We start from the raw sequence: 22,519 nt of genomic DNA, 5'->3' as shown, positions 1-22,519 counted from the left end.
CACAGCGGTACTACTGAGGTTAAGATGATTACTTATCAAACAGGCAATATTTTGCATGATCAAGCTGATGCTATTATCAACACAGTTAATACTGTGGGTGTAATGGGCAAAGGGCTTGCTTTACAATTTAAAAAGGCCTTCCCTAATAATTTTAAGGTATATAAAAAAGCTTGTGACAATAAAGAGCTAGTAACAGGTGAAGTGTTAACTGTTGAGCTTAACTCTATTAATGCACCATTTTGCATTATTAACTTTCCTACTAAAGCACACTGGAAAGGTTGCTCTAAGCTTGAATATATAGAGCAAGGGCTGAACAGTTTAAAAGCTGAAGTAAAACGCTTAGGGCTTAATTCAGTCGCATTACCTGCATTAGGCAGCGGCTTGGGTGGCTTAGATTGGCATGATGTAGATTCACTAATACAGAGCTCTTTAAGTGAGCTACCAGACGTTGAATGGCGTGTATACCCCCCACAAAATGCACCAAGTGTTCAGGCTATGCCTAATAAAACTAAAAGACCTGATATGACCTTGGGTAGAGCCGCTGTACTGGGTTTGATTGAGCGTTATGTATCTACAGGGTTTGGTTATCGTTTATCACTACTTGAAGTGCAAAAACTGGTTTATTTTTTAACTGCGGCGGGTGAGCCTTTAAACAAAGTGGTATTTCAAAAACATCATTATGGCCCTTATGCTGATGTACTTCGCCATGTATTAGATAAAATGGAAGGCCACTTTATTACCGGCTATGCAGATGGCATAAATAAGCCAGATACGCCAATAGAGCTTAAAGACGATGCGGCTATCGAAGCACTGAATTATTTACAAGCGTGCCCAGAGGCAAAACAACGATTTGATAAAGTAGCCAGACTAATAGAAGGCTTTGAGTCGCAAAACGGTATGGAGCTGCTTTCAACGGTGCATTGGGTTGCAACGAATGAGCTAGAAGGTAATAACATTACTGACGATGTACTTATTAGTACAGTACATCGCTGGAATGCAAGAAAGTCGCAAATGAAGCCGGCCCATATTCTTGCTGCCTGGAACAAGCTAAAACAAGAAGACTGGCTAAATTTAAAAGCACAAACAGCTTAAAACTAATCTAAAGGGAAGCTTGATGCTTCCCTTTTATGTCTTACTTTTGGCAGGGCTTTGAATATCAGATTAACACCCTTCAGAAAATTCGGAAAATGTAGTGGTCAACTAATTTTTGCCACTACAATCAAAAGGCCTTATCGTTCATAGCGAGCTAATTGTGGACCGTAAAATAATGTGCTGAGTGGTGTTCGAATACATCGACGTTGATTACAACAAAGCAAGAGGGCATAGTGCGAATAGCTATCTCATCTCGGCCCAGCATTATTTTAACTAAAGAGTATTGCTTAGTGTCGTGTCCAACTTTAGCACTGTGGATCATATACAAAAAGGTTAATTGAATGACAGACAATACCCCTCAAGCCCCGCAAGGGGAGTTTGTGCTCTTCACTAGCGCGGATGGTCAAACTCGTGTTGAGTGTCGTTTTGAGTCAGATACATTGTGGCTTTCCCAAGCCGTAATGGCTGATCTTTATGATAAAGATGTAAGAACTATTAATGAGCACCTGATCAATATTTACAACGAAGGAGAGCTTGTACAAAAAGCAACCATCCGGAAATTCCGGATAGTTCGATTGGAGGGAACTCGCCAAGTATCTCGTGAGATTGACTACTATAATCTCGATGCAATTTTGGCTGTTGGCTATAGGGTTCGTTCGCAACGTGGTACACAATTTCGCCAATGGGCGACAGGAATCCTTAAAGAATACCTTATCAAAGGGTTTGCCATGGATGATGAGCGTCTAAAAAATCCGCCTGTTCACCATTCTGCGGTGCCAGATTACTTTGATGAAATGCTGGAACGTATACGCGATATCCGAGCCAGCGAACGACGAGTATATCTGCGAGTGAAGGAGATCTTCACAATGGCTGCCGACTATGAACCATCCAACCAAGAGACTAATCGCTTCTTTCAAACCATCCAGAACAAACTTCACTATGCCTGCACGCATATGACCGCCGCTGAGCTTATCGCCAGTCGTGTGGATGCCAGTAAACCGGATATGGGCCTAACCAGCTTTAAAGGTGATGAAGTGCGAAAGACCGACGTTATCATTGCCAAAAATTACCTGCGTGAAGGTGAAATCAAAGAGCTTAATCGCATCGTGACTATGTGGCTTGATTTTGCTGAAGATCAAGCTTTGCGCCGCAAGGAGGTATTTTTACAAAACTGGGCTGAGAAGCTTGATCAGTTTTTAAATTTTAACGAACGGGATGTATTAAAAGGTGCTGGAAAAACCTCTAAAAAAACAGCAGATGATAAAGCTAAATTGGAGTTTGATAAGTTTGCAGAGCAGCGTCGTCGTTTAAAAGAGGCTGAGGGTGCGCATGCCAACATTGCCGCTCTCAAAGCAATAGCAAAAAAAAGCGCAAAGACTAAATAAATATACTAGCGGTAAAAACATACTGAGTGATTACTCTATAAGATGGCTCTTTTATAAAGAACTAAATTAGTGTTTTGTAGTAAACTAGAAACCATTAGTTGAGGTGATAAATCGAAATTATTCACCCAGTACCCCGCATAGCACTTAATTAAGTAAAGCATGGTGTTATGGGTTGAATTAAAAGGTTTAAAAATCAAATGAGTAGAGCAGGAATACAGTGGTTCCCTGGGCATATGAATAAAGCCCGTAATGAAATTAAAGAAATAATGCCACAAATGGATGTGATCATTGAAGTGCTTGATGCGCGCATTCCTTACAGTAGTGAAAACCCAATGGTGGCGACGTTGCGTGAAGGTAAGCCGGTCATCAAAATTTTGAATAAAGCTGATTTAGCCGATCCTAAAATGACGCAAACGTGGAAGGATTACTTTGAGCAAGAAAATGGCGTAAAAGCGATTGCGTTTGGTAATGATAAAGCGGCTGAAGTTCATCGTATTAATGAACTGTGTAAAAAATTAGTACCACACAAAGTCGGTGCTGATAAGCAAATTAAAGCCATGATCATGGGTATTCCTAACGTGGGTAAATCTACGTTAATTAATGTGTTAGCGGGTCGTATTGTTGCGAAAACAGGCAACGAACCGGCGGTTACTAAAGCGCAGCAACGTATTAAGCTAGAAGACGGCATCATGCTTTACGACACACCGGGTATGTTGTGGCCAAAAGTTGAAAATGAAAACTCAGGCTACCGTTTAGGTGCTACAGGTGCGATACGTGATACCGCACTTGAATATGAAGAAGTCGCTAGTTACACCGCTGAATATCTATTGCGGGCGTATCCTGAACTTTTAAAAGCGCGTTATAAAATTGATGAATTACCTGAAAATGATTGGGAATTTGTTGAAATGGCGGGTAAAAAGCGTGGTTGTATTCGTGGTGGTAACCAAATTGATACTTATAAAATGTCAGAAATTCTAATTAATGAATTACGCGATGGCATAATTGGTCGTATCACTATGGAAACTCCAGCTATGCGTGAAGAAGAAGAAGTGATGGTTGCAGGGCTTCGTGCTGCGGCTGAGGCTAAAAAAGCCGCTAAAGAAGAAGAGAAAAAACAACGTCGAGCACGAGCACGTAAAAACCGCCGGTAATTGTTTTTCCACTGGTTAGCTCACTAAATTACAGACATAAAAAAAGCCCGTAAGGGCTTTTTTAGTTTCATATCTACCGTCACCGATATGAGCAATGTAGCAAGTAAAATAGTAGGGCGGTTACCTGTCACCAACATCAAGGGGCGTTGCGGTTAGTAACAGGTAACCTTAGCTGTTTACGTGCGCCACACGTGTTTCAGGGTCGAGAAACAAATCAGTTTATTCCGTACAAGTCGTTGTGCTTTGCGTCTTGTTGATATTGATTATCAGTTAGATCTTATGATCTGTCAACACCCATTTGCAAATAATTCTCATTTATTTTATTTGCTGATAAAAACAACAAATAAAGCACTTTGTTGGCATTAATATTACACAGCCCGACTTCTTGCTGATATTAGATTATTTTGCATTGCTAATGCTTATGGCGTCTTATTACTTGCAATGCGGTTATTTATTTGTTCTACCAATTCTTTATCTTTGCTTCCTTCGCTATTAACTATAAGTAAAAAGTGCTCGCCTTGTTTGTCGATAACTTTAATCACTGTATTATCAAGTTGTGTTCTGCCATAAGTGACTTCGACGCTAGTAACATCCTTAAAGTGTTTTAAGTTTGATTCAAGTTGGCCTTGTTCATTTTGCCAATAGCTAAAAATGTAGTTGTCGCTTATACCATTGCCGTCGTTACGAAAATCTACCCACGCATCGCTGTAAAAATATAAAACATCTTCATCAATAGGTACTAATTGATGGCGTTTTAAGAATTGCATTTGAAATGACCACAATTTATCGCCTTTTACGATAGCGGTACTCGGTAATAAATAGACTTCTTCCAGTAAGCTTAAAAATAAAATAGGTACCCAGATTATGGCGATAACTATATTTCTTACTCGCCATTTAGAATTGTATGCAAGTGCGTCAGATGATTGGTTTAGGTGTTGAATGTAATTAACTAATGGCAGCCATAAAAATGGCAGGATACAAATAGCTATAGTAGTTGCTTCGTCAATACGGGTCATGAGACTTGCCAAAATAACCAGTAACCACGCAATAATTGCCAAGACGTTTGGCATGATTTTATTTTTATTGTGCTGCGTTTGGCTGTGTGCAACTAGCTCTAAATATAAAGAGTAATAAAAAAATATCGCGAAAATCCCGCGAGCAATCGGCATGATATGACTATTTTGCTGTATTTTAATTGCTTTCCAGTTGCGATAACTCCAGTAGTTAATAAAAAGTCCTAAAGTAAAAATACTATAAAGAATAAACTTTGCATTAGTAACTGGGTAAAACTGCGCATCACTAAATGTTGGGCGCTTTGCTGACTCGATACGCCATGCCACAATAAAAAATATCAGTGCGAGCAGGTAAGCAAGTAATACTACAATGATCCAATTATCGTTTAAATCAAAACTGCTAGTGGTATCTGCAGTTACATATTTAACAATGCCAAACTGCGCATTGTCGATTAGCTTGTCTCGTTCGCTCAGGTACAGTTTAATCTGATCAGCTGGAATATGATCTTGTTTGGCGCTAAATGAAAAATCGAGTGTTAATATATTGTCCGTAAAGTGGATATTCTTTTTGAAATTAAAGAACGCATTATCAATTTCACTTTGCTTATTATCAAAGTGCCAATTTGGTTCTTCAAATTTTATTTTAATCGTTGTTTCAATATTATTTGGGTACTTAAAATACAGCGGCGTTGTGCGATTAATTTGATCGGGTTCGTAAACGCTATTTTGTATCTCTGAGGCATAAAAGTCAGCTCTGAGTCCTTCGTCGTCAGGTTGCCAAAAATCATTAATAAGGTAAAACTCGTCACTTAACAGCTCGCCGTTATTTGTATTCTCAGTTACCGTCATCGGCTTATCAATGGTTATGCCTTGAAAATAGCCTTGGTAATATTCTAGGTAATCTTTCGCTATTTTATCGAGTCCATTGCGGGCTAATGAACTGCGTCTATTTACAGCATCAAACTGGCTATATATGTAACTAGTTTGAAATGTTGTTGGCTGTTCAGGTTTAAGAGCTATGGTGTAGTTATCATGCGTTTTAATTGTAATACCATCGACAGGGGGACTCATTTTTGTAAGCTGTTGCTCAAAAGGTTTAACAATCAATGCATAACCATAATTTGGTTGTGCTAAATGCGCTAAAGTTCCGGTTTGATAGTTTATTGTTGGATCTAGCCAATAACGTTGACCTGCATGCTCAAGCGTGACAATGACATGATCAAATATTTGTTCTGAGGCTGGTAGTTCAATTAACCGTTTACCTTCGTCAGTGTTCACTAATGCAGGATAGGCTTTGATCCCCATTGCTTTAAGTAATGAAATTAGCAGTACGGTTTTGTCTTTACAATCACCATAACGAAGTGCCAGAGTTTCAGATGCCGACGTTGGTTGGTGGGAGTTAGTACCCATCTCCAAGCCTAAATAACGAACCTCGTCTTGACTGAATTTTAATGCAGCGGCGATACGATCGGAGGCTTGTGGATTATGCATGGCTATTTCATCGGCAATGAGTGTTACAGGATCTGTTACTTCTATTGCGGATTGATATAAAGGGGCTGCCCAGTTAGCAACTTCCTGCCATGATTTTAATTCAGAGAAAAAAACCTGTTTATACGGGTTATACCAATATGGTGTTTGGCTTGAAGATGTGATTGTTGCTTGATTGTGTAAGCTGATTTGATAGTCATGACCAACAGCGAGCGGGGTGTCTTTTATGTCAACCTCGCCGTTAATTGTATTGATATAAAGTGGTGTGGGTTTTTGCCATAACACACGCATAAATTGTTGCGCCACCGGTACCGACCAGTTTAATGTGCGAGACGCGCTAAAATGTTGGTAAATAGGGTTGCGGCCAGTAATCGTAAAGCTGTAATCGAGCTGGTCGTTAATGCGCATATCATCAACAATAATATTTAAACTTAGGCTGCCGTTGTAAATTCCATTGGCTAATTCGGTTTCTCGTTGTAAGACCTTAAATTGTGCGCTAGCGAGTTTATTTATGTATTGCCCATCTCGGATAAGGCCAAGACTATTGAGTGTGAGGGTTTGATAACTGGGATCAAAGTCTAAATTAAGTTGGCTAATGTAATCGATGCCAGTTTGGTTCACCGCCTGCATCACAGTACGCGTGAAGCGCTGCTGAGGATGTTGAGCAGATACTTTTATTTGGGTATCAAGTAATCGGTAATAAGTACCATCGACGATTTGGTTGACTGGGATTTCCGTTTTAATCAGTGGCTGTTGTTTCACCCAATCATCTGCAGCTTGGATTTGGTATTCTTGGCTGGTGCTATAAAAACTTATAACTAAAAAACACACACTGAGTGTGAGGCTCGTTAATTGAGTCCATTTCATTATTGTTCTTCTTTTTGGCTGGTTTTAAGTGTCCCTATTGTTGTTAGATTACCAAGCTATGGCTTATAAGCCAATAAAATACAGGGCATTATCTTGGTAAGGTAACTAATACACGAGTACCTTGACCTTCAGGATTGGCTAATAATTGTAACTGACCACCTTGATTACGAATGAGTTCGCGGCTGATCACTAAACCGATCCCTGCGCCTTGCGCTTTTGTTGAATAAAAAGGCACAAATAGGTTTTCAGGATTTGTAATACCAGTGCGGCTATCGAGCAGCTTAATAACAACTTTATCTTTATGTTGTTGCCAGCTAAGAGTAGGTGCGCTTCTACCTCCGGCTTCAAAGGCATTTTTAATTAGGTTGATCAGTGCTTGTTCTAACTGGCCTAAATCTACATTGAAGTGCTGAGCTTCGACCATGGCGCTATCGGTATTGGTTAAATAACGCTGATACTTTGATTTTAAACGGCCAAAGCCACGTATTTTTATTACAAAATCAGCTTGAGTTACGGTGGCTATTTGCAGTTGATTAGCCGCCAATGCGGTAGGTGCTAGCCATGAGTAAATCAGCCAAATAATAAGCGCTATGCTAATAAGTAAGGTACCAAATATGAGTTTTTTACGCTGACTCGGTTTGGTGCTGCGTTTTAAAGTGCTATCTATATCCATGGCATTGGTGATTTGTTGTTAAGGCAATTGAATAGCCTAAAGCGAATAACATGCCAAACTATAAGTGATTGAAATTACTTGGTTTGCTTTTTTATTGTTAGAAGCAGTTTCCCAGCTTTGGGAAAATAAAATTAAAAGTGGGAGTGTGGCTTATAGGGCTTAATAAATATACTTGGAATGGTCGTGGCTATTAGTTTTTTTAATTCTTTTTGTTCATTTAGTTTATTTGTTTTTTCAGGTACATAGCGCTATTTTTCTTTTAAACACATCCTCCCATTGCCCGCAAACTGATAAGTGATAAAAATGAGCCAATTTATAAATAACCTTAGCTTTCGAGTTAAATTTGCTATTCCTGTCGTCGTCGCCTTAGTTATTTTTTCGGTGTTGTCGGGTTACGTGTTGTATACGTTTAAAGAGCAAGCTCGACTTAACAGTTTTATAAGTTTAGAGGTGCGAACGGTGCTGGACGATCTTGAAGACGGCTATCGTGATCTCTTTCAGGTGAAAACGGCAGGTTTGAGCATGGTGCTAGGACAAGGCGACAAACAAAACTATATAGTACAGCTTGCAGAGTACCGAGATAATATAGTCCGTATCGACGCGCGCCTTTCTAGCCCATTAAAGCTGGTGAAGTCTGGCTACATTGATGCGATCAATGCACAGCGGGTTACGAATATCAAAGCCGATGTCGCTATTTGGTCTCGTTACTACCAAGCACTTTTTAGTGATCACCAGCTTGCGGCTAGTTACTTAGCTGAGCATAAACAAGATATGGAAGCAGTGTTGGCGCGTATTCGCAAAAATGTTACTAGCATGCGTGATGAAATAGATGCCAAACTTACAAATTCTTTAATTGAAGTAACCGCTAATCAAGAGTCTGCTAGCTTTGCTTTGCAGTTTGGTATTGTATTGAGCTTTGTTTTATCAATAGCTGCAACTTGGCTGCTGTCTACCGTTATTTTGGCGCCGTTAAAGAAAATGCAGTTAGCATTAGAAAACATAGCTAGTGGCCAAGGCGATCTCACGCAACGGTTAAACAGTGAGTCAAACGATGAAATGGGTGCGCTTGCGCGTTCGTTTAATACCTTTATCAGTAAAATTCATAACACAGTATTGGCGGTTGTCGGCTCGGCTGAACAGGTGCGCAATGAAACTGAAAGTTTGCGCATTATTACTGCAAGTGTATTAAGTGAAGCCAGTAATCAGCAAATAGAAAGTGAGCAAGTGGCAGCTGCGGTAAATGAAATGAGCACGACCAGTGATAACGTAAGCCAAAACGCTAATGATGCGGCCAGTGCCACAAGTACTGCTAATAATGATGCCAATGTAGCAAAAGCCACAATTGAAGAAACCATTTCGTTAATTAATCAACTGGTGACCGACATTTCGGCATCGAGCGACGTAATAAACACCTTAGAGCAAGATGTAATGAATATCGCCACTGTGCTTGATGTTATCCGTGGTATTGCTGATCAAACAAACTTGTTAGCGTTAAATGCGGCCATTGAAGCCGCGCGCGCGGGTGAGCAGGGGCGAGGCTTTGCGGTCGTTGCTGACGAGGTGCGTTCATTAGCGAGTCGCACGCAAGATAGTACCGGAGAGATCAACGCTATGATTGAAAAGCTCCAACAAGGTACCAATCAAGCGGTTGGTGCAATGCAAGCCAGTACCAAAAGCGGTCAACAAACGATTGAGCACTCTCGCGGTGCCGCGCAATCGGTGCAGCGTATTAATGACGCAGTTACCATTATTAACGATATGAACATGCAAATTGCCACCGCTGCCACGCAGCAAAGCCAAGTGAGTGAAGATGTGAATATCAATGTGCAACGTATTGCGACATCAAGTGGCAATATGCTAGACAAAGTGGATCAGGCTGAGCGTGCATGCCAAGCATTGGCACAGCAGTGTCAACAGTTAGACAACCTAGTAAGCAACTTTAAAGTATAAGTATTATCAAGGGGGTGAATTATTTATCACCCCTTAAGATGCCTCTTTTAGCTAAACCTCAATAAATAATCAATTACTATCAACGAGTTATTAAACTGTAGTTTTGTGCATATTGTGCGTGATTTTTATGCGCTAAATGCATTTTAAGCAGATCAATGCAGCTTAAATTCTAAACATTTCGTTAATCTGACGTTAACACTATGCTCGAAGACAGATAGCAGTGTGTAGTCGCTCATCTAACGACAACAAAATCATCAACAGGTGTGGAGAGAACAACCAATGAAAGCAAGTAACACACAATTGGCTTTAGCCATTGCAGCAGCACTAGCAAGTACCTCAGCATTCGCTGCCAATGACACTGAAAAATTACAGCAGCAACTAGACGAACTACAAAAAGAAGTCGCTGCGCTGAAGAAGTCTAGCGGCTTTAATTTGGAATTTGGTGGTCGAGTGCAACTTGATTACAACTATTTTGATGGTGCATATAACGCGAATAATGACGGTGATGCGGGCGGTGATTTTTTTGCGCGTCGTATCCGTACTTATGTTGAAAGTGAGCATGGTAACTGGGATCACAAGTTACTGCTTGAGTTTGCCGAAGGCACAGCAGAAATCGTGATGGCGCGAGTTCGTTATAATTTCGATAATGGTCTAAAAATTAAAGCGGGTAAAATCCGTGAAGACATCACCTTAAATGGCTTAACGAGCTCTAAGCATACCAATACTATAGAGCGTAGTACGCTAGCCAATACTTTTTCGCCGTTCTTCCGTTGGGGAGCGTCAGCGTCTCAATACTTTAAAGACAGTGGTTTTCGTTATGCCGTTGGTGTTTATAAAAATGATGCCTTTGGTGCTACGGGTCATGACGAAGATGATCAACTAACACTCGCTGCAACGGGACGTGTTACTTGGTCAAGCGCAGCCCCAGGCGATGTGATTCATTTAGGTGCGTGGCATTCATACCGTGATATGGGTGGTAACGAGTTAGGTGCGCGCTTTGCCCGTGGCGAAATACGTGAAGCCAATGTACGTCTTGTTGATTATGCGGTGGGTGGTAATGCCGTGGCATTGGATAGTTTGTCGCAAAGTGGTCTTGAGTTTGCGTATCAAGCTGATGCATTAACGCTAGAGGCTGAATACGCAAGCCGCACACTCGATGCTGTTAATGGCGCCGACCCGCTTGATGGCGAGCGTTATGATGGTTTTCATGTATCAGCGAGCTACTTCTTAGGTGGGGAGCAACGCAGGTACAAAGCCGGTTCAGCATTATTTGTACAACCTAAAGGCATTAAAGATGCGTGGGAGCTTGTCGCCCGAGTATCACAAATGGATGCAACAAGTAGCACGCAAGGTACTGAAGTAACTACTTATACCCTAGGCACATCCTATTATATCAGCAGCGATATCAAATTTATGGGCAACTTGATCTACAGCGATGTAGAGGGCCCAGGCGCAACTGCGTTAGTGGGTGATGAAGACTCAGGTATGGGCTTTAGTGCGCGCATGCAGTATTTATTTTAGGAGTAAATTGAGATGAACTTACTTAAAAAATCATTTAAATCATTTAAAACTACGGTACTTGCGGCATCGTTAGTACTAAGCAGTCCGTTTGCTATGGCTGACATTCACTTTTTAGTACCGGGCGGCCCTGGTGGCGGCTGGGATACCACAGCACGCGGTGTGGGTGAAGGTTTAGTGAAAGCGGGTATTGAAGATAATGCGTCTTTTCAAAATATGTCGGGCGGCGGCGGTGGCCGTGCAATCGCTTATCTGATTGAGTCTGGTACTAAAAAAGGCGATATCTTAATGGTTAACTCAACACCTATCGTGTTGCGGGCACTAACCGGTAAAATTCCTTACAGCTACCGTGATTTAACTCCCGTTGCCAGTATGATTGCCGACTACGGTGCATTTGTAGTACGTAACGATTCGCCATTTAAAACCTGGCAGGATGTGATCGCAGCAATGAAAGAAGATTCAGGCTCTGTAAAAGTAGCTGGTGGCTCTGCACGTGGCAGCATGGATCACTTAGTTGCAGCGCAAGCAGTTAAAGCGGCAGGCCTTGACGGACGTCGTTTGCGTTATATCCCTTATGACGCGGGTGGTAAAGCCAAAGCAGGGTTGTTATCTGGCGAGGTTAACTTACTTTCTACCGGACTTAGCGAAGCGTTAGAAGTCGCTAATGGCGGTCAAGCGCGCATTCTAGCTGTGACCTCTGGTGAGGCACTACCAGATTATCCACAAATTCCAACCTTAAAATCACTTGGTTATGATATGGAGTTTGTTAATTGGCGTGGTTTCTTCGCGGCACCTAATTTACCGGCTGATAAACTTGCAGAATACACCGAGAAGTTACGTAAATTACAAACCACTCCAGAGTGGGAAGTAGTCCGTGCACGTAACGGTTGGTTAAACCTATTCCAAGAAAAAGATCAATTTATAAAGTCACTTGAACAGCAAGAAGCACAGCTTAAAGTTGTTATGGAAGAACTCGGCTTTATTCGTACGTCACGTTAATCGAGGCTTTTATGTTGAATCGCGAACTACTAGGGCCAAGTTTATTCTTGGCGCTATTTACCCTCTACGCCATTGTTGCATGGCAAATTCCGTTACTCCCATTTGAAGAGTATGAAACGGTTACTTCTGCCACCTTACCTAAAGTATATGCGGCATTTGGTATTATCGTTTGTCTGCTTTCTATCGGGGCTACTTTACTTAAACCAACTGCAGCCGTTGATGAAGATAATGCGCTCGAAAAGTCACATGTATTGCGAACAATCGGGTTGCTTATATTGATGGTGATATATAGCGCAGCGCTTGAGCCTATTGGCTTTTTAATCTCAACCAGTGCGTTTTTATTAGTTGGCTTTTTTGTTATGGGTGAGCGCCGCAAGGCTATTCTCTTATTGGCCTCTATCCCTGTTGCTGTAGTGTTTTGGTTTTTAATGACCCAAGTGCTCGGTATTTATTTGGTTCCTGGCAACCTGTGGAGTTAAGTTATGTTTGATGGAATTATGCTGGGCTTGTCGACCGTACTAGACTGGAACAATTTATTGTATGTCATAGTGGGTTGTTTTGTTGGTACCTTTATCGGCATGCTTCCGGGGCTTGGGCCAATTACTGCTATTGCGTTAATGATCCCAATTACTTATAGCATAGGTGCCGATTCAGGGATGATTCTGATGGCGGGGGTGTATTACGGTGCAATTTTTGGCGGTTCAACATCATCTATTTTAATTAATGCCCCAGGGGTGGCGGGTACAGTTGCGTCCTCCTTTGATGGCTATCCGCTGGCTAAACAAGGTCATGCTGGCAAAGCATTGGCGATAGCCGCTTACTCCTCCTTTATCGGCGGAACCATAGGCGCAATTTTATTGATGGTTGCAGCCCCCTTGTTGGCAAAAGTATCGCTGAGTTTTCAATCTCCAGATTACGTTGTACTGATGTTTTTAGGTTTAACAGCGATCGCGGCGTTTTCTAATAAAGGGCAATTTTTAAAAGCCATGATGATGACAGTATTTGGCTTAATGCTCGCGACTGTGGGGATTGATCCATCATCTGGTACTGAGCGTTTTACGTTAGGCCAAGCTGACTTACTTGATGGCATTAGCTTTTTATTAGTGGCAATGGCTACTTTTGCACTGGCTGAGGCGCTTATTAATGTAGTGCGTCCAGAGAAAAAAGAAACTAAAAGTATTAATGATTCAGACACACCGCAAATCGGTTCAACTAAATTGACCAAAGAAGAGATCAAAGACATTGCGCCAGTTATTGGCCGCTCGTCTATACTTGGTTTTATTGTTGGCGTATTGCCGGGTGCAGGTGCCACTATCGCTAGCTTTATGGCGTATGCGACGGAACGTAACTTAGCGCCTAAAGGCTTAAAAGAAAAGTTTGGTAAAGGTTCATTACGAGGCTTGGCAGCACCGGAGTCAGCGAACAATGCTGCGTGTACCGGTTCATTTGTACCATTACTTACATTAGGTATTCCAGGCTCGGGTACGACTGCCATTATGTTAGGTGCCTTAATTGCTTACGGTATTCAGCCAGGTCCAATGCTGATGCAAGAAAACCCAAGTGTATTTTGGGCGGTTATCGTTAGCATGTACTTTGGTAACATCGTATTGCTGATTTTAAATCTTCCTTTGATACCATATTTTGCAAAAGTATTAGCGATGCCAAAATCAGTATTAACGATAATGATTTTGTTCTTCAGCTTAATTGGCGTGTATTTAGTTTCCTTTAATACCTTTGATTTATTTATGATGGTTGGCTTTGCTGTGGTGGCGTTGGTATTACGATTACTGGCTTTCCCAATGGCACCATTACTATTAGGCTTTATTTTAGGCGACATGATTGAGCGTAACTTCCGTCGTTCAATGATGATCTCGGATGGTTCATTAAGCTTCTTATGGGAACGCCCACTAACATTGAGCATTTTTATTATCTCAATATTAGTGTTGTTATTTCCATTAAAAGACTTTATAACCCAACGCCGGGCAGATAAAGCGGCGCTTAAAGTGAAGCAAGAGCATGCATAATTGAGGTAAAAAATGAGCTACACCAAGACGCAAAATCCGCTGCAAAACATAGTTAAAAAGCCTAAGCGTTTAGAAACGCGGTTAATAATTTGGGTTACAGGGCTGTGTGTATTACAAGCGGTGTTATTTGGCGGTTTGGTGTATCGAATTACCGCACAAAGTTTGCATGATCACATTGGTGACAAAGCACTCGCTGTGGCGACGAGTATTGCATCAAGCGATGATGTCGTTAAAGCTTTAAAGAACCCTAGTAACTTGGTGGCAATCAACCAAGAAATAGAAAATCTGCGCCAGCTAACTGGCGCAGATTTTATTGTTATTGGTGATAAAAATGCGCATCGAATCGTCCATCCAGATAGCAATAAACTCGGTAAAAAAATGGTTGGCGGTGATAGCCAAGACGCGTTACACGGCGAGCGTTATATTTCAGTGGCGCAGGGCAGCTTAGGTGAATCTATTCGCGGTAAAGTGCCGGTATACGATGAGCAACAAAATATTATTGGTTTGGTCTCGGTCGGTTTTTTAGTGCAATCGGTTGAGCCGTTGATCCGTGAGCGGATTGTTGAAATTATGATTTGGGGTTTGTTGTTAGTTGCTTTGAGTATTATTGCCGCTATCTTTATTGGTCAGCGAGTAAGAAATGCCATCTTTGGTTTGCAACCAGATGAAATAGCGAGGTTGTTTTCAGAGCAGGACGCTATTTTAAATACCATGCGTAGCGGTGTTGTTGCACTTGATCCCGACGGACGAGTACGCAAACTGACTCAGCGTGCTTGCGAAATTTTAGATAAACCAGTCGCCTGTATTAATCAGTCATTAACTCTGAAAGATTTACTGCCAGAGCATGCTGAGTTTTTATTACGAAATCAGCGTCGTAAAATGGTTGGCTTTGAGTTGTTTGCTGCGGATAAACGTTTGGTGTTGTCGCGTTTTTCATTGCAAGTGCAAGGGCAGGCGGATGGTATTTTACTCACTCTGCGCCCAGCTGATGAGCTTGAATACTTGAGCCAGCAACTTACTAAAGTACAAGCATTTGCCGAGTTGTTAAGGGTGCAAACCCATGATTATTCGAATAAGCTAAATCTAATTGGGGCGCTTATTCAAATGGGTAAAAATGAGCAAGCAATCGAATTGATCGGCCAAGAAAGCCAAGGTTCACAAGCACAGATCCACCATTTATTAGAACGTATTCAAGATCCTGTGTTAGCCGGTTTGCTGGTGGGTAAATACCATAAAGCCCGCGAGTTAAACGTAGTATTGGAATTAAACCCAGAAAGTTTACTTGGTGCCATCGCACGTACTGAAATGTTAGAGCGAGTAGTATCAATCTTGGGCAACTTAATTGATAACGCCATTGATGCGGCGATCAGAGCCAGTAAAGATCGAGAACCTCATGTACGAGTCACGGTTGATGAAACGAGTAAGACATTATTGTTTGATGTCGAAGACAGTGGTTTTGGCTTGGGTAACGACCATGAAGTGATATTTACCCCACAATACAGTTCAAAAGCAGGGGCAGAGCATGGCATTGGTTTATATTTAGTGAAAACTAATTTAGATTCGTGTGGTGGTAGTTTAGAAATTGGTGAGTCAGATTTAAAAGGCGCGCGATTAAGCGTCTATATTCCTAAATAACCCTAAGGTAATTTAGGCTAATAAGCAGTGGCCAAGCAAACAATAATAAAAGTAAATGGGCTAACATTGCAACGCTAAAATGAGTAATAAAAAATGACATATTCAGTAGTTATCATCGAAGATGAGCTCGAAGTTGCACAACTTCTTGCTCAATACCTGCTTTTACCGAATGGGGTTGCGGGGAACCAAACTGCGCGACAAAGCTTGCGTCAAGGTCAGTATCAGGTAGTTGGTATTGCAGCAAACTTAAGTACTGCTACCGCGCTATTACAGGCGATAGAGCCCGATTTGATCTTACTTGATATCCATCTACCAGATGGCAATGGCCTTGAGTTATTAACAGACTTGCGTCGGCGCTCAATTAAAAGCGAAGTGATGCTACTGACTGCCGCCAAAGAAGTCGAAACTCTTGAAAAGGCAATGCAGTTAGGGGCCTGTGATTTTTTGGTTAAACCTTTGATGCTTAATCGACTTGATCAGGCGTTAGCGCGATTTGAGTCACGCCAGCAGTGTTTGTCTGATGCTAACGAGGTGACCCAATCTATGGTCGACACTTTATTTGGCTCAAGCGAACAAAGTAAAGCACCGGTTAGACTGCCGAAAGGGGTTGATCAGCTTACTTTAAAAAAGATTATTGATGCATTTAAAGAGCACAAAAAAACGCCTTTTACAGCACAGCAAATGGGCGATCTTGTAGGAGTAAGTCGCTCAACTGCACGCCGTTACTTAGAATATTTACTAGAGGCAGAGCAAGTCAGTGCCGACCAAAGCTATGGCAGCATAGGTCGGCCAGAGCGCTGTTATAAAATGGCTTAGTTATCTGGCAAAGCGCTTAAGTCTACCTCAGGCGCTTGACCAACTGGGCGTTCAAATTCACTGTGTAATTTAGTAGGGCCTGTAAAAAAGCCAGTATTGCGTAAGTAAAAACCTGCGTTTTCAGTGCCTCCTTGATAATCCATTCTCGATTGCTTGGCAGCCGTTGCATCATAAGTAAATTGTGCTTTATCAAGAGAGTGCCATTGGCCTTGAGTATCTCTGAGCCACTGATTACTGTATAACGCTTTGCGCTCGAATTGCCCTGCATCAGGGATGAAGTTTTCTAAGAAGCTGTGTGGCCTTGCCACATATGTATCTGTACTAGGGCGTCTAAATGAAGCAATGAACAGCCACTTTGCGGCGATAGGGTCATAAAAATATGCGCTGTAGTCGGTATGATTAGCAAGGTTTTCAGTCGGATTTACTTTCAATAAAAAGCGGTAGGTTTGTTCTGCTTGCCAAGGGAATACTAAATAGCTTTGCCCGCCAGAACCTTCATTACCAAACTTACCGGTATACACATCATGTCCTTTAGCTAATTGCTGAATACGCATTTCCACAGGAATAGCAGCTGGATCATCGGTCTGAAAAGGACTCCATACTGAAAATAATACTCGGCGTTCAGTGTCAGAGTTTACTTGCATACCAAAGTAACCCTCAGCAAAACCATTGGCCATAAAATACGAGCCTTGATGATCATACCCTTGTGGTACGCTCAGCTCTGAATAGAACCATTGATAGTTTTTAGTCTTGTCAGGTATGGGATAGTTTAAATGCACGGAAGGCCCGCGACGACCCCAATAAATATCATCTTTTACATATAAAGGCGCCGCCGACTCTTTATCTAGCGTGACAATAAGACCTTGAATATCAGCAAAGGTGTCAGCTGTTTTAGCGATACCGGTAAGTTGCAATTGTTGGTATCCGATTTGATCTGGCAGAAACTCGCCAAGATCGATATCTTGAAATTGCTGATTAGTGAGCGTAATTAACTGACTCTGTTGATTAAAGTCGACTTTAAGCTGGCTGCGATCGCCTGCAACTTTTACGCGCAACTTTAAATTAAAAGCCGCTTTTGTTGGCAGGTAAAAGTAGTGATTAACTGGTATTGTAGAGTCTTGCCAGTGCGTGATCCCCACATCACTAATCAGTTTTTTATTTGCTGCGATACTATGGCTAGTAGCACTATTGCCATAACTGGGAATAAAGTAATCCGTGGTTTGGTTTGCCACTGCAAATGGCGAAAATGAAGTCCATAATAATGAACCAATAAATAGTAAAACTCTCATAGTGAGCTCCATAAAAAGCGCCGACAAACGGCGCTAATATAAGAGAGTATACCCAAGCCTCCTTAAGATGTGAATTCTGCATCTTGAGGTGGTGTGGGTATAAGCTTAAAATGATGCTGAAAAGCCAAGGCTAATCGAGCGACCATAGCGCGCTAAGCGACGAATTTGTTCTTCTGTTTTTACGTATGACCACTGTCTTTCATTGGTTAAGTTGGTTACGCTTAAATCAACTCGCACTTTCTCAGTGATATTGTAACTGGCACTGAAATCGTATTGGCCGTAGTCTGCCGCCCATTCTGGTCCGCCCCATGCATCAGGATAGACTAAGTAGTCGTCGCGCCAGTTATAAGCAATACGGGTTTGATAATCACCTTTTTCATAATAAATAACCGCGTTATACGAGTGCTCAGACATCCCCACAAATGGCAGATCATTTAGCTCTTCGTCGTCATAGCTGCTGTCTGTGAAAGTATAGTTTATTTGTACACCCAGGCCATCGAATGGTGCTGGAAGTATTTCGTCAAAAGACTGCTGATAAGCTGTTTCAAAGCCTAAAATTGTTGCGCCTTTTTCCGATGTAGGTGAGATTTTTGTAAAAACTGGGCCTTCTACAGCCACTCCATCTTTAAAATAATTACCCACTTGCGCAGTGCCTACTCGGCCGCGGGCAATCACTGATTCGATGTCTTTATAGTAGGCTGCAAAGGTTAGTGCACCATAGTCAGAGAAATACCATTCAATCGTCGTATCTATTTGATTGGCTCTTAGTGGCTTAATACCCGGGTTTGAGGCATGGTATTCGGCATTATTAAAATCTAAGTAGCTATAAGGCGATAGATAATCTAAGTTTGGCCGTGTGATTACTTTAGCCGCACTAAAACGATAGAGTAAGTCATCACGTAGATGCAATTTAAAGTTTAAGCTCGGTAGTACGTCGGTGTAGCTTTCTTCAGTGGTGGAGCGGGTGTAATAATCTTCAATTTCACCCTCAACGCGATAGCTTAATGCGCCATCTTTTTCGGTTATATTGTAACGAACATTATCAACATCAAAGATGTAACCATCTGATGTGACATCGGTTTGTATTACACGGACGCCCATGTTTAGTGCAAAAGGCAGTTTAGCAATATCGCCTTGTAGATTTGCTTCAACAAAAGCCGCTAAGGTCTGCTCAGTAAGGGCGAATGAATCCTTTGGGCTGTTCTTTGCGACAATTTTATCTTGCGCCGCTTGTGGATTAATTGATTCATAAAAAGCATACAGTTTGTCGTAATTAAAGCTTGCCCATGGATCCGGATGTTTACCAGGCTCACCATCTAAGAAGTTATCAAAGTTAGCTGGCACGAGTACATCTGCTGGTAAACGAAATAGGTTTAAGCCGCCTAGCTCTTCAACACTTGAGTCGTCAAAACTGTCGTATTCTGAGTTTTTAAAATAAGCGCCACCATTACTGAACATTGATGCATTTTTTGATTTATAAACACTGCGTTCTTTGGTTTGTTTGCCGTAATGAACGCCAAATTGAATATCTTTCACTAGTTCAAAAGAGGGAATATAGGTTGCTGCTAAGCGCACCTCTTCTATTTGGTCTTTCACATCGGTGCCTGAATTGTAGCTGTAATGCGCACCAAAAGGTTGTTCTGCACTCAGTGCTGGGGTCATGGTCACATCTGGCAGCATATTACTACCGGTTTGGTCGATAGTGATACCATCAACAAAACCACGTGCAACAATAAAACGATTGTTACCATTGCTGACATTTTTAGCTTGTGACTGTGAAATATCTAAATCAACCGTTAAGCTCTCTGTGGCATACCAAACCGTATTAAAACCCCATTGCCAAGTATCTGTATTACGTGGCACAGACACATTTAACAGCTCAGCCATTGCGCCATCAACTAGTTCTACATAATTAGCGTTACCATCTTCATTGAACTTTACTTCACCGATAGCGGGGATCCCCGGTGTCCAAGATTCATCATAGGTTACAAATGAAATTTGATATTGCTCACCATTGGTTTCGTATTGTGAGTACATGCTGTCAAAGTTAACATCTATACTATCTGACGGGCGCCATTGCAGCGCTAAGCTTGCACCCAGTCGCTCACGCGTATCCTGCCAATTTGAATAACGTACGTAGCCTGGAATAATCGATGGGTATGATTGCTCATTATCTTCAAGCTTGCCGTTACCGTTACTATCGATTGGGATACGTACATCAACATTCTCGTCTGGATCATAAAAACCTTCACCTTCATAAGAGTCTTCACGCTGTGTACGTTCAGAATATACCGCTGTAAACAGCGCTCCAAAGGTATTATCAAAAAAGGTATCACTAATTAAAAACGAAGCTTGTGGATTGGTGTCGCCAGTACGTTCTTCATAAATGCCTTTGGCACTGCCTGATAAAGTGAAACCATCTAAATCCAAAGGTTTGCGGGTTTTGATATTGATAACTGAGCCAATGCCGCCTTCTTGTGTTTTACTTTGTGGGGATTTGTATACTTCGAGGGATTGGACTATTTCGGGGGCGATTAAATCAAAATTAAAGTTACGGCTAGAATGCTCTGATGCCATGCGTCGGCCATTAACGGTGGTAACGTTGTAGTCACCACCTAAACCTCGCACGGTAACATTTTGGCCCTCGCCGCCGTTACGCGTAATTGCAATCCCCGTCATCCGTTGCAATGCCTCGGCAATGTTTTGGTCGGGAAACTTACCGATATCTTCAGCAACGATAGCATCCATAACCCCCACAGCTTGTTGTTTTAAATACAGGGATTCTTTAATACTCGAGCGAACACCTCTAACTTCAATTACTTCGACTTCTTTTTCTTTTTTTTTGTCTTCATCAGCTGCCAGCGAGGTGCCACTGAAGATGGCGCTCATAGACAAAAACAGTGTGGACAGTTTTAGTTGTGCTTTCATAATAGTTACCTGTATTTTACTTGTTGATGGTTGTTTTTTTATTGAGTTATTGCCACGCGTGTTGAGTGTATTTTTCTCCAACACGCGTGAGGTTAATTACGAAATAATGCCAAGTGGTTTTGCTTGCTGCCAAAGACCACGGGTGAAATCTGGGAAGTCTTTGCTGTTACTTCTATCGGCTACAGAATCAACAGATAGCGGGAAAACAGCTGACCATGCGGCTGCGTCATACACATCTTGATCAAGTGGTTCGCCATTGCGTAGGCAAAAAATAATCCGCCAAAACATCAAGAAGTCCATGCCACCATGGCCGCCGTTGCGTTCAGCCTCAGCGCCCATTTTTTGCCAGAGCGGATGATCGTATTTGTTATACCAATCAGCCATGTCATAATCCCACTCGTGATAGCTTTTACTGCCACCTTGCTCAAGTGCGATCCTATTTGGAAAGCCAGCAAACACACCGTTAGTGCCTTGAATTAAGTTATGACGAGAATAAGGACGTGGGGTGGTGGTATCGTGTTGCACCATAATGCTGCGACCTTTAACCGTTTTAATAATGCTGGTATTCATATCACCCGCAATATAGTTAAGTTTGTTGCGGCTGTGATCTGTGGGGAATTCTTTTTTAGCGTAGGCTGCACGGCCTAATGATGGCGAGCTCATCGAGCTTATATAGTCAAAACGATCGCCACGATTGATATTCATGTATTGTGAAACAGGGCCTAAGCCATGAGTTGGGTATAAATTACCATTAACCGCTGCATGCCATGGTGTACGCCAAGAACCTGTTTTATGGTCAATTTCTTTCATTTGCCAGCGTAGCTCATGGATATATGCTGCTTCACCATGCAACAATTCACCAAAAACGCCTTGGCGAACCATATTAAGAACCATTAATTCGTCGCGTCCGTAGCAAACATTTTCCAACATCATGCAGTTTTTCTGAGTTCGCTCAGAGGTGTTTACTAGTTGCCATGCCTCTTCTACAGTCACTGCTGCTGGTACTTCAACAAAAGCATGCTTGCCGCTTTCCATGGTATCGACAGCCATCGGCGTATGCCACTGCCATGGTGTTGAAATGATAACAATATCAATATCTTGGCGTTCTAGCATACGGCGGTAATCGTGATCGTTTTTGCCATAGGTGTCTGGTTTTTTTAAACCTTTATCAACAACAATCTTCACGGCCCTGTCTACAACGGCCTGATGGGTATCACAAATTGCTTTAATTTCAACGCCATCGAGATGACAAAAATGCTTAACAGCACCAACACCACGTTCACCCACGCCAATAAAACCAACCCTTACTACGTCCATTTTTGGCACAGTTAAGCCAAGGGTTGAACGTCCTTGTTGTGCGGTTCTTAATATTGATTTGGAATTGGTGGTAGAAGCACAACCCAAAGCCGCGCTGGTTGCTGCAATTGCGGCCATTGATTGTAAAAATCGTCTACGGTTGAGATCGCCCATAACATTGCCCTTATTGTTTATTATTTGTAAATTTGTTTTCGCAGGCTTTTATTTGTACACACAACAAAATGTCAATGCAAGATAAAAATCTTTCGTTTGCTTTCATTTTTAAGGGTGTTGTTTTTATTTTTTATTTTAAAGTCTTTATTTACAGTGGCTTAATTGCGTTTTTTAATGTTTAAAGATAAATGTAAAAAAATTGAATTGAAAGTAAACGAAAG

Annotated in this window: 15 protein-coding genes; 10 read left to right on the top strand and 5 right to left on the bottom strand. The window is 41.8% G+C overall.

The genetic code is table 11. The features are described from left to right. Positions 1 to 24: 24 nt before the first annotated feature. The 3 genes from H5232_RS07050 (at position 25) to ylqF (ending at position 3,628) form a co-directional block, all read left to right on the top strand. The gene (locus H5232_RS07050) at positions 25 to 1,092 is read left to right on the top strand and encodes a macro domain-containing protein (protein WP_182830703.1); all 1,068 of its coding nucleotides are present in this window, start codon (positions 25 to 27) and stop codon (positions 1,090 to 1,092) included. Between the two features lie 341 nt (positions 1,093 to 1,433). After that, positions 1,434 to 2,477 carry a virulence RhuM family protein gene (locus H5232_RS07045; RefSeq protein ID WP_182830702.1) on the top strand — a complete coding sequence of 348 codons (1,044 nt, stop codon included), beginning with the start codon at positions 1,434 to 1,436 and terminating at the stop codon, positions 2,475 to 2,477. A 197-nt stretch (positions 2,478 to 2,674) separates the two neighbouring features. Beyond that, a complete protein-coding gene (ylqF, locus tag H5232_RS07040) occupies positions 2,675 to 3,628 on the top strand; it encodes a ribosome biogenesis GTPase YlqF (protein WP_145240293.1) in 954 nt (317 codons plus the stop codon). A gap of 419 nt (positions 3,629 to 4,047) precedes the next feature. Here ylqF and H5232_RS07035 read toward each other — a convergent pair whose 3' ends face one another. Further along, positions 4,048 to 6,996, bottom strand: a complete 2,949-nt coding sequence (locus tag H5232_RS07035) for a DUF3857 domain-containing transglutaminase family protein (protein ID WP_182830701.1) — start codon at positions 6,994 to 6,996, stop codon at positions 4,048 to 4,050. 88 nt (positions 6,997 to 7,084) lie between these two features. After that, positions 7,085 to 7,669 carry an ATP-binding protein gene (locus H5232_RS07030; protein ID WP_182739459.1) on the bottom strand — a complete coding sequence of 195 codons (585 nt, stop codon included), beginning with the start codon at positions 7,667 to 7,669 and terminating at the stop codon, positions 7,085 to 7,087. 303 nt (positions 7,670 to 7,972) lie between these two features. On the opposite strand from H5232_RS07030, the gene H5232_RS07025 reads away from it, so the two are divergent. From H5232_RS07025 to H5232_RS06995, 7 genes are all read left to right on the top strand, one after another. Then, complete coding sequence (locus tag H5232_RS07025; RefSeq protein WP_182717510.1) at positions 7,973 to 9,619, top strand: methyl-accepting chemotaxis protein; 1,647 nt, start codon at positions 7,973 to 7,975, stop codon at positions 9,617 to 9,619. Positions 9,620 to 9,898: 279 nt separating this feature from the next. Further along, positions 9,899 to 11,140, top strand: coding sequence for an OprO/OprP family phosphate-selective porin (locus H5232_RS07020; RefSeq protein ID WP_145240101.1), 1,242 nt, complete (start codon positions 9,899 to 9,901; stop codon positions 11,138 to 11,140). Positions 11,141 to 11,152: 12 nt separating this feature from the next. Continuing rightward, positions 11,153 to 12,136 carry a tripartite tricarboxylate transporter substrate binding protein gene (locus tag H5232_RS07015; protein WP_145240099.1) on the top strand — a complete coding sequence of 328 codons (984 nt, stop codon included), beginning with the start codon at positions 11,153 to 11,155 and terminating at the stop codon, positions 12,134 to 12,136. A gap of 11 nt (positions 12,137 to 12,147) precedes the next feature. Next, positions 12,148 to 12,615, top strand: a complete 468-nt coding sequence (locus H5232_RS07010; protein ID WP_145240097.1) for a tripartite tricarboxylate transporter TctB family protein — start codon at positions 12,148 to 12,150, stop codon at positions 12,613 to 12,615. A 3-nt stretch (positions 12,616 to 12,618) separates the two neighbouring features. Further along, entirely contained in the window at positions 12,619 to 14,160 is a 1,542-nt protein-coding gene (locus H5232_RS07005) for a tripartite tricarboxylate transporter permease (RefSeq protein ID WP_145240095.1), read from the top strand. A 12-nt stretch (positions 14,161 to 14,172) separates the two neighbouring features. Next, positions 14,173 to 15,795 carry a sensor histidine kinase gene (locus H5232_RS07000; RefSeq protein ID WP_182717509.1) on the top strand — a complete coding sequence of 541 codons (1,623 nt, stop codon included), beginning with the start codon at positions 14,173 to 14,175 and terminating at the stop codon, positions 15,793 to 15,795. A gap of 93 nt (positions 15,796 to 15,888) precedes the next feature. Continuing rightward, positions 15,889 to 16,611 carry a response regulator gene (locus tag H5232_RS06995; protein ID WP_149982231.1) on the top strand — a complete coding sequence of 241 codons (723 nt, stop codon included), beginning with the start codon at positions 15,889 to 15,891 and terminating at the stop codon, positions 16,609 to 16,611. On the opposite strand, the gene H5232_RS06990 is transcribed toward H5232_RS06995, so the two are convergent. The 3 genes from H5232_RS06990 to H5232_RS06980 form a co-directional block, all read right to left on the bottom strand. Further along, entirely contained in the window at positions 16,608 to 17,900 is a 1,293-nt protein-coding gene (locus H5232_RS06990) for a DUF3472 domain-containing protein (RefSeq protein WP_182757889.1), read from the bottom strand. The genes H5232_RS06995 and H5232_RS06990 overlap by 4 nt on opposite strands. Positions 17,901 to 18,005: 105 nt before the next feature. Further along, entirely contained in the window at positions 18,006 to 20,828 is a 2,823-nt protein-coding gene (locus H5232_RS06985) for a TonB-dependent receptor (RefSeq protein WP_182794335.1), read from the bottom strand. Between the two features lie 96 nt (positions 20,829 to 20,924). Further along, the gene (locus tag H5232_RS06980) at positions 20,925 to 22,298 is read right to left on the bottom strand and encodes a Gfo/Idh/MocA family protein (protein ID WP_182739455.1); all 1,374 of its coding nucleotides are present in this window, start codon (positions 22,296 to 22,298) and stop codon (positions 20,925 to 20,927) included. Positions 22,299 to 22,519: the final 221 nt, after the last annotated feature.

Source organism: Pseudoalteromonas sp. SG41-5 (genome assembly GCF_014164495.1).
Classification (GTDB): domain Bacteria; phylum Pseudomonadota; class Gammaproteobacteria; order Enterobacterales; family Alteromonadaceae; genus Pseudoalteromonas; species Pseudoalteromonas rhizosphaerae.
The sequence above is the reverse complement of the archived record's forward strand: the minus strand, read 5'-3'. Positions and strand labels throughout refer to the sequence as shown.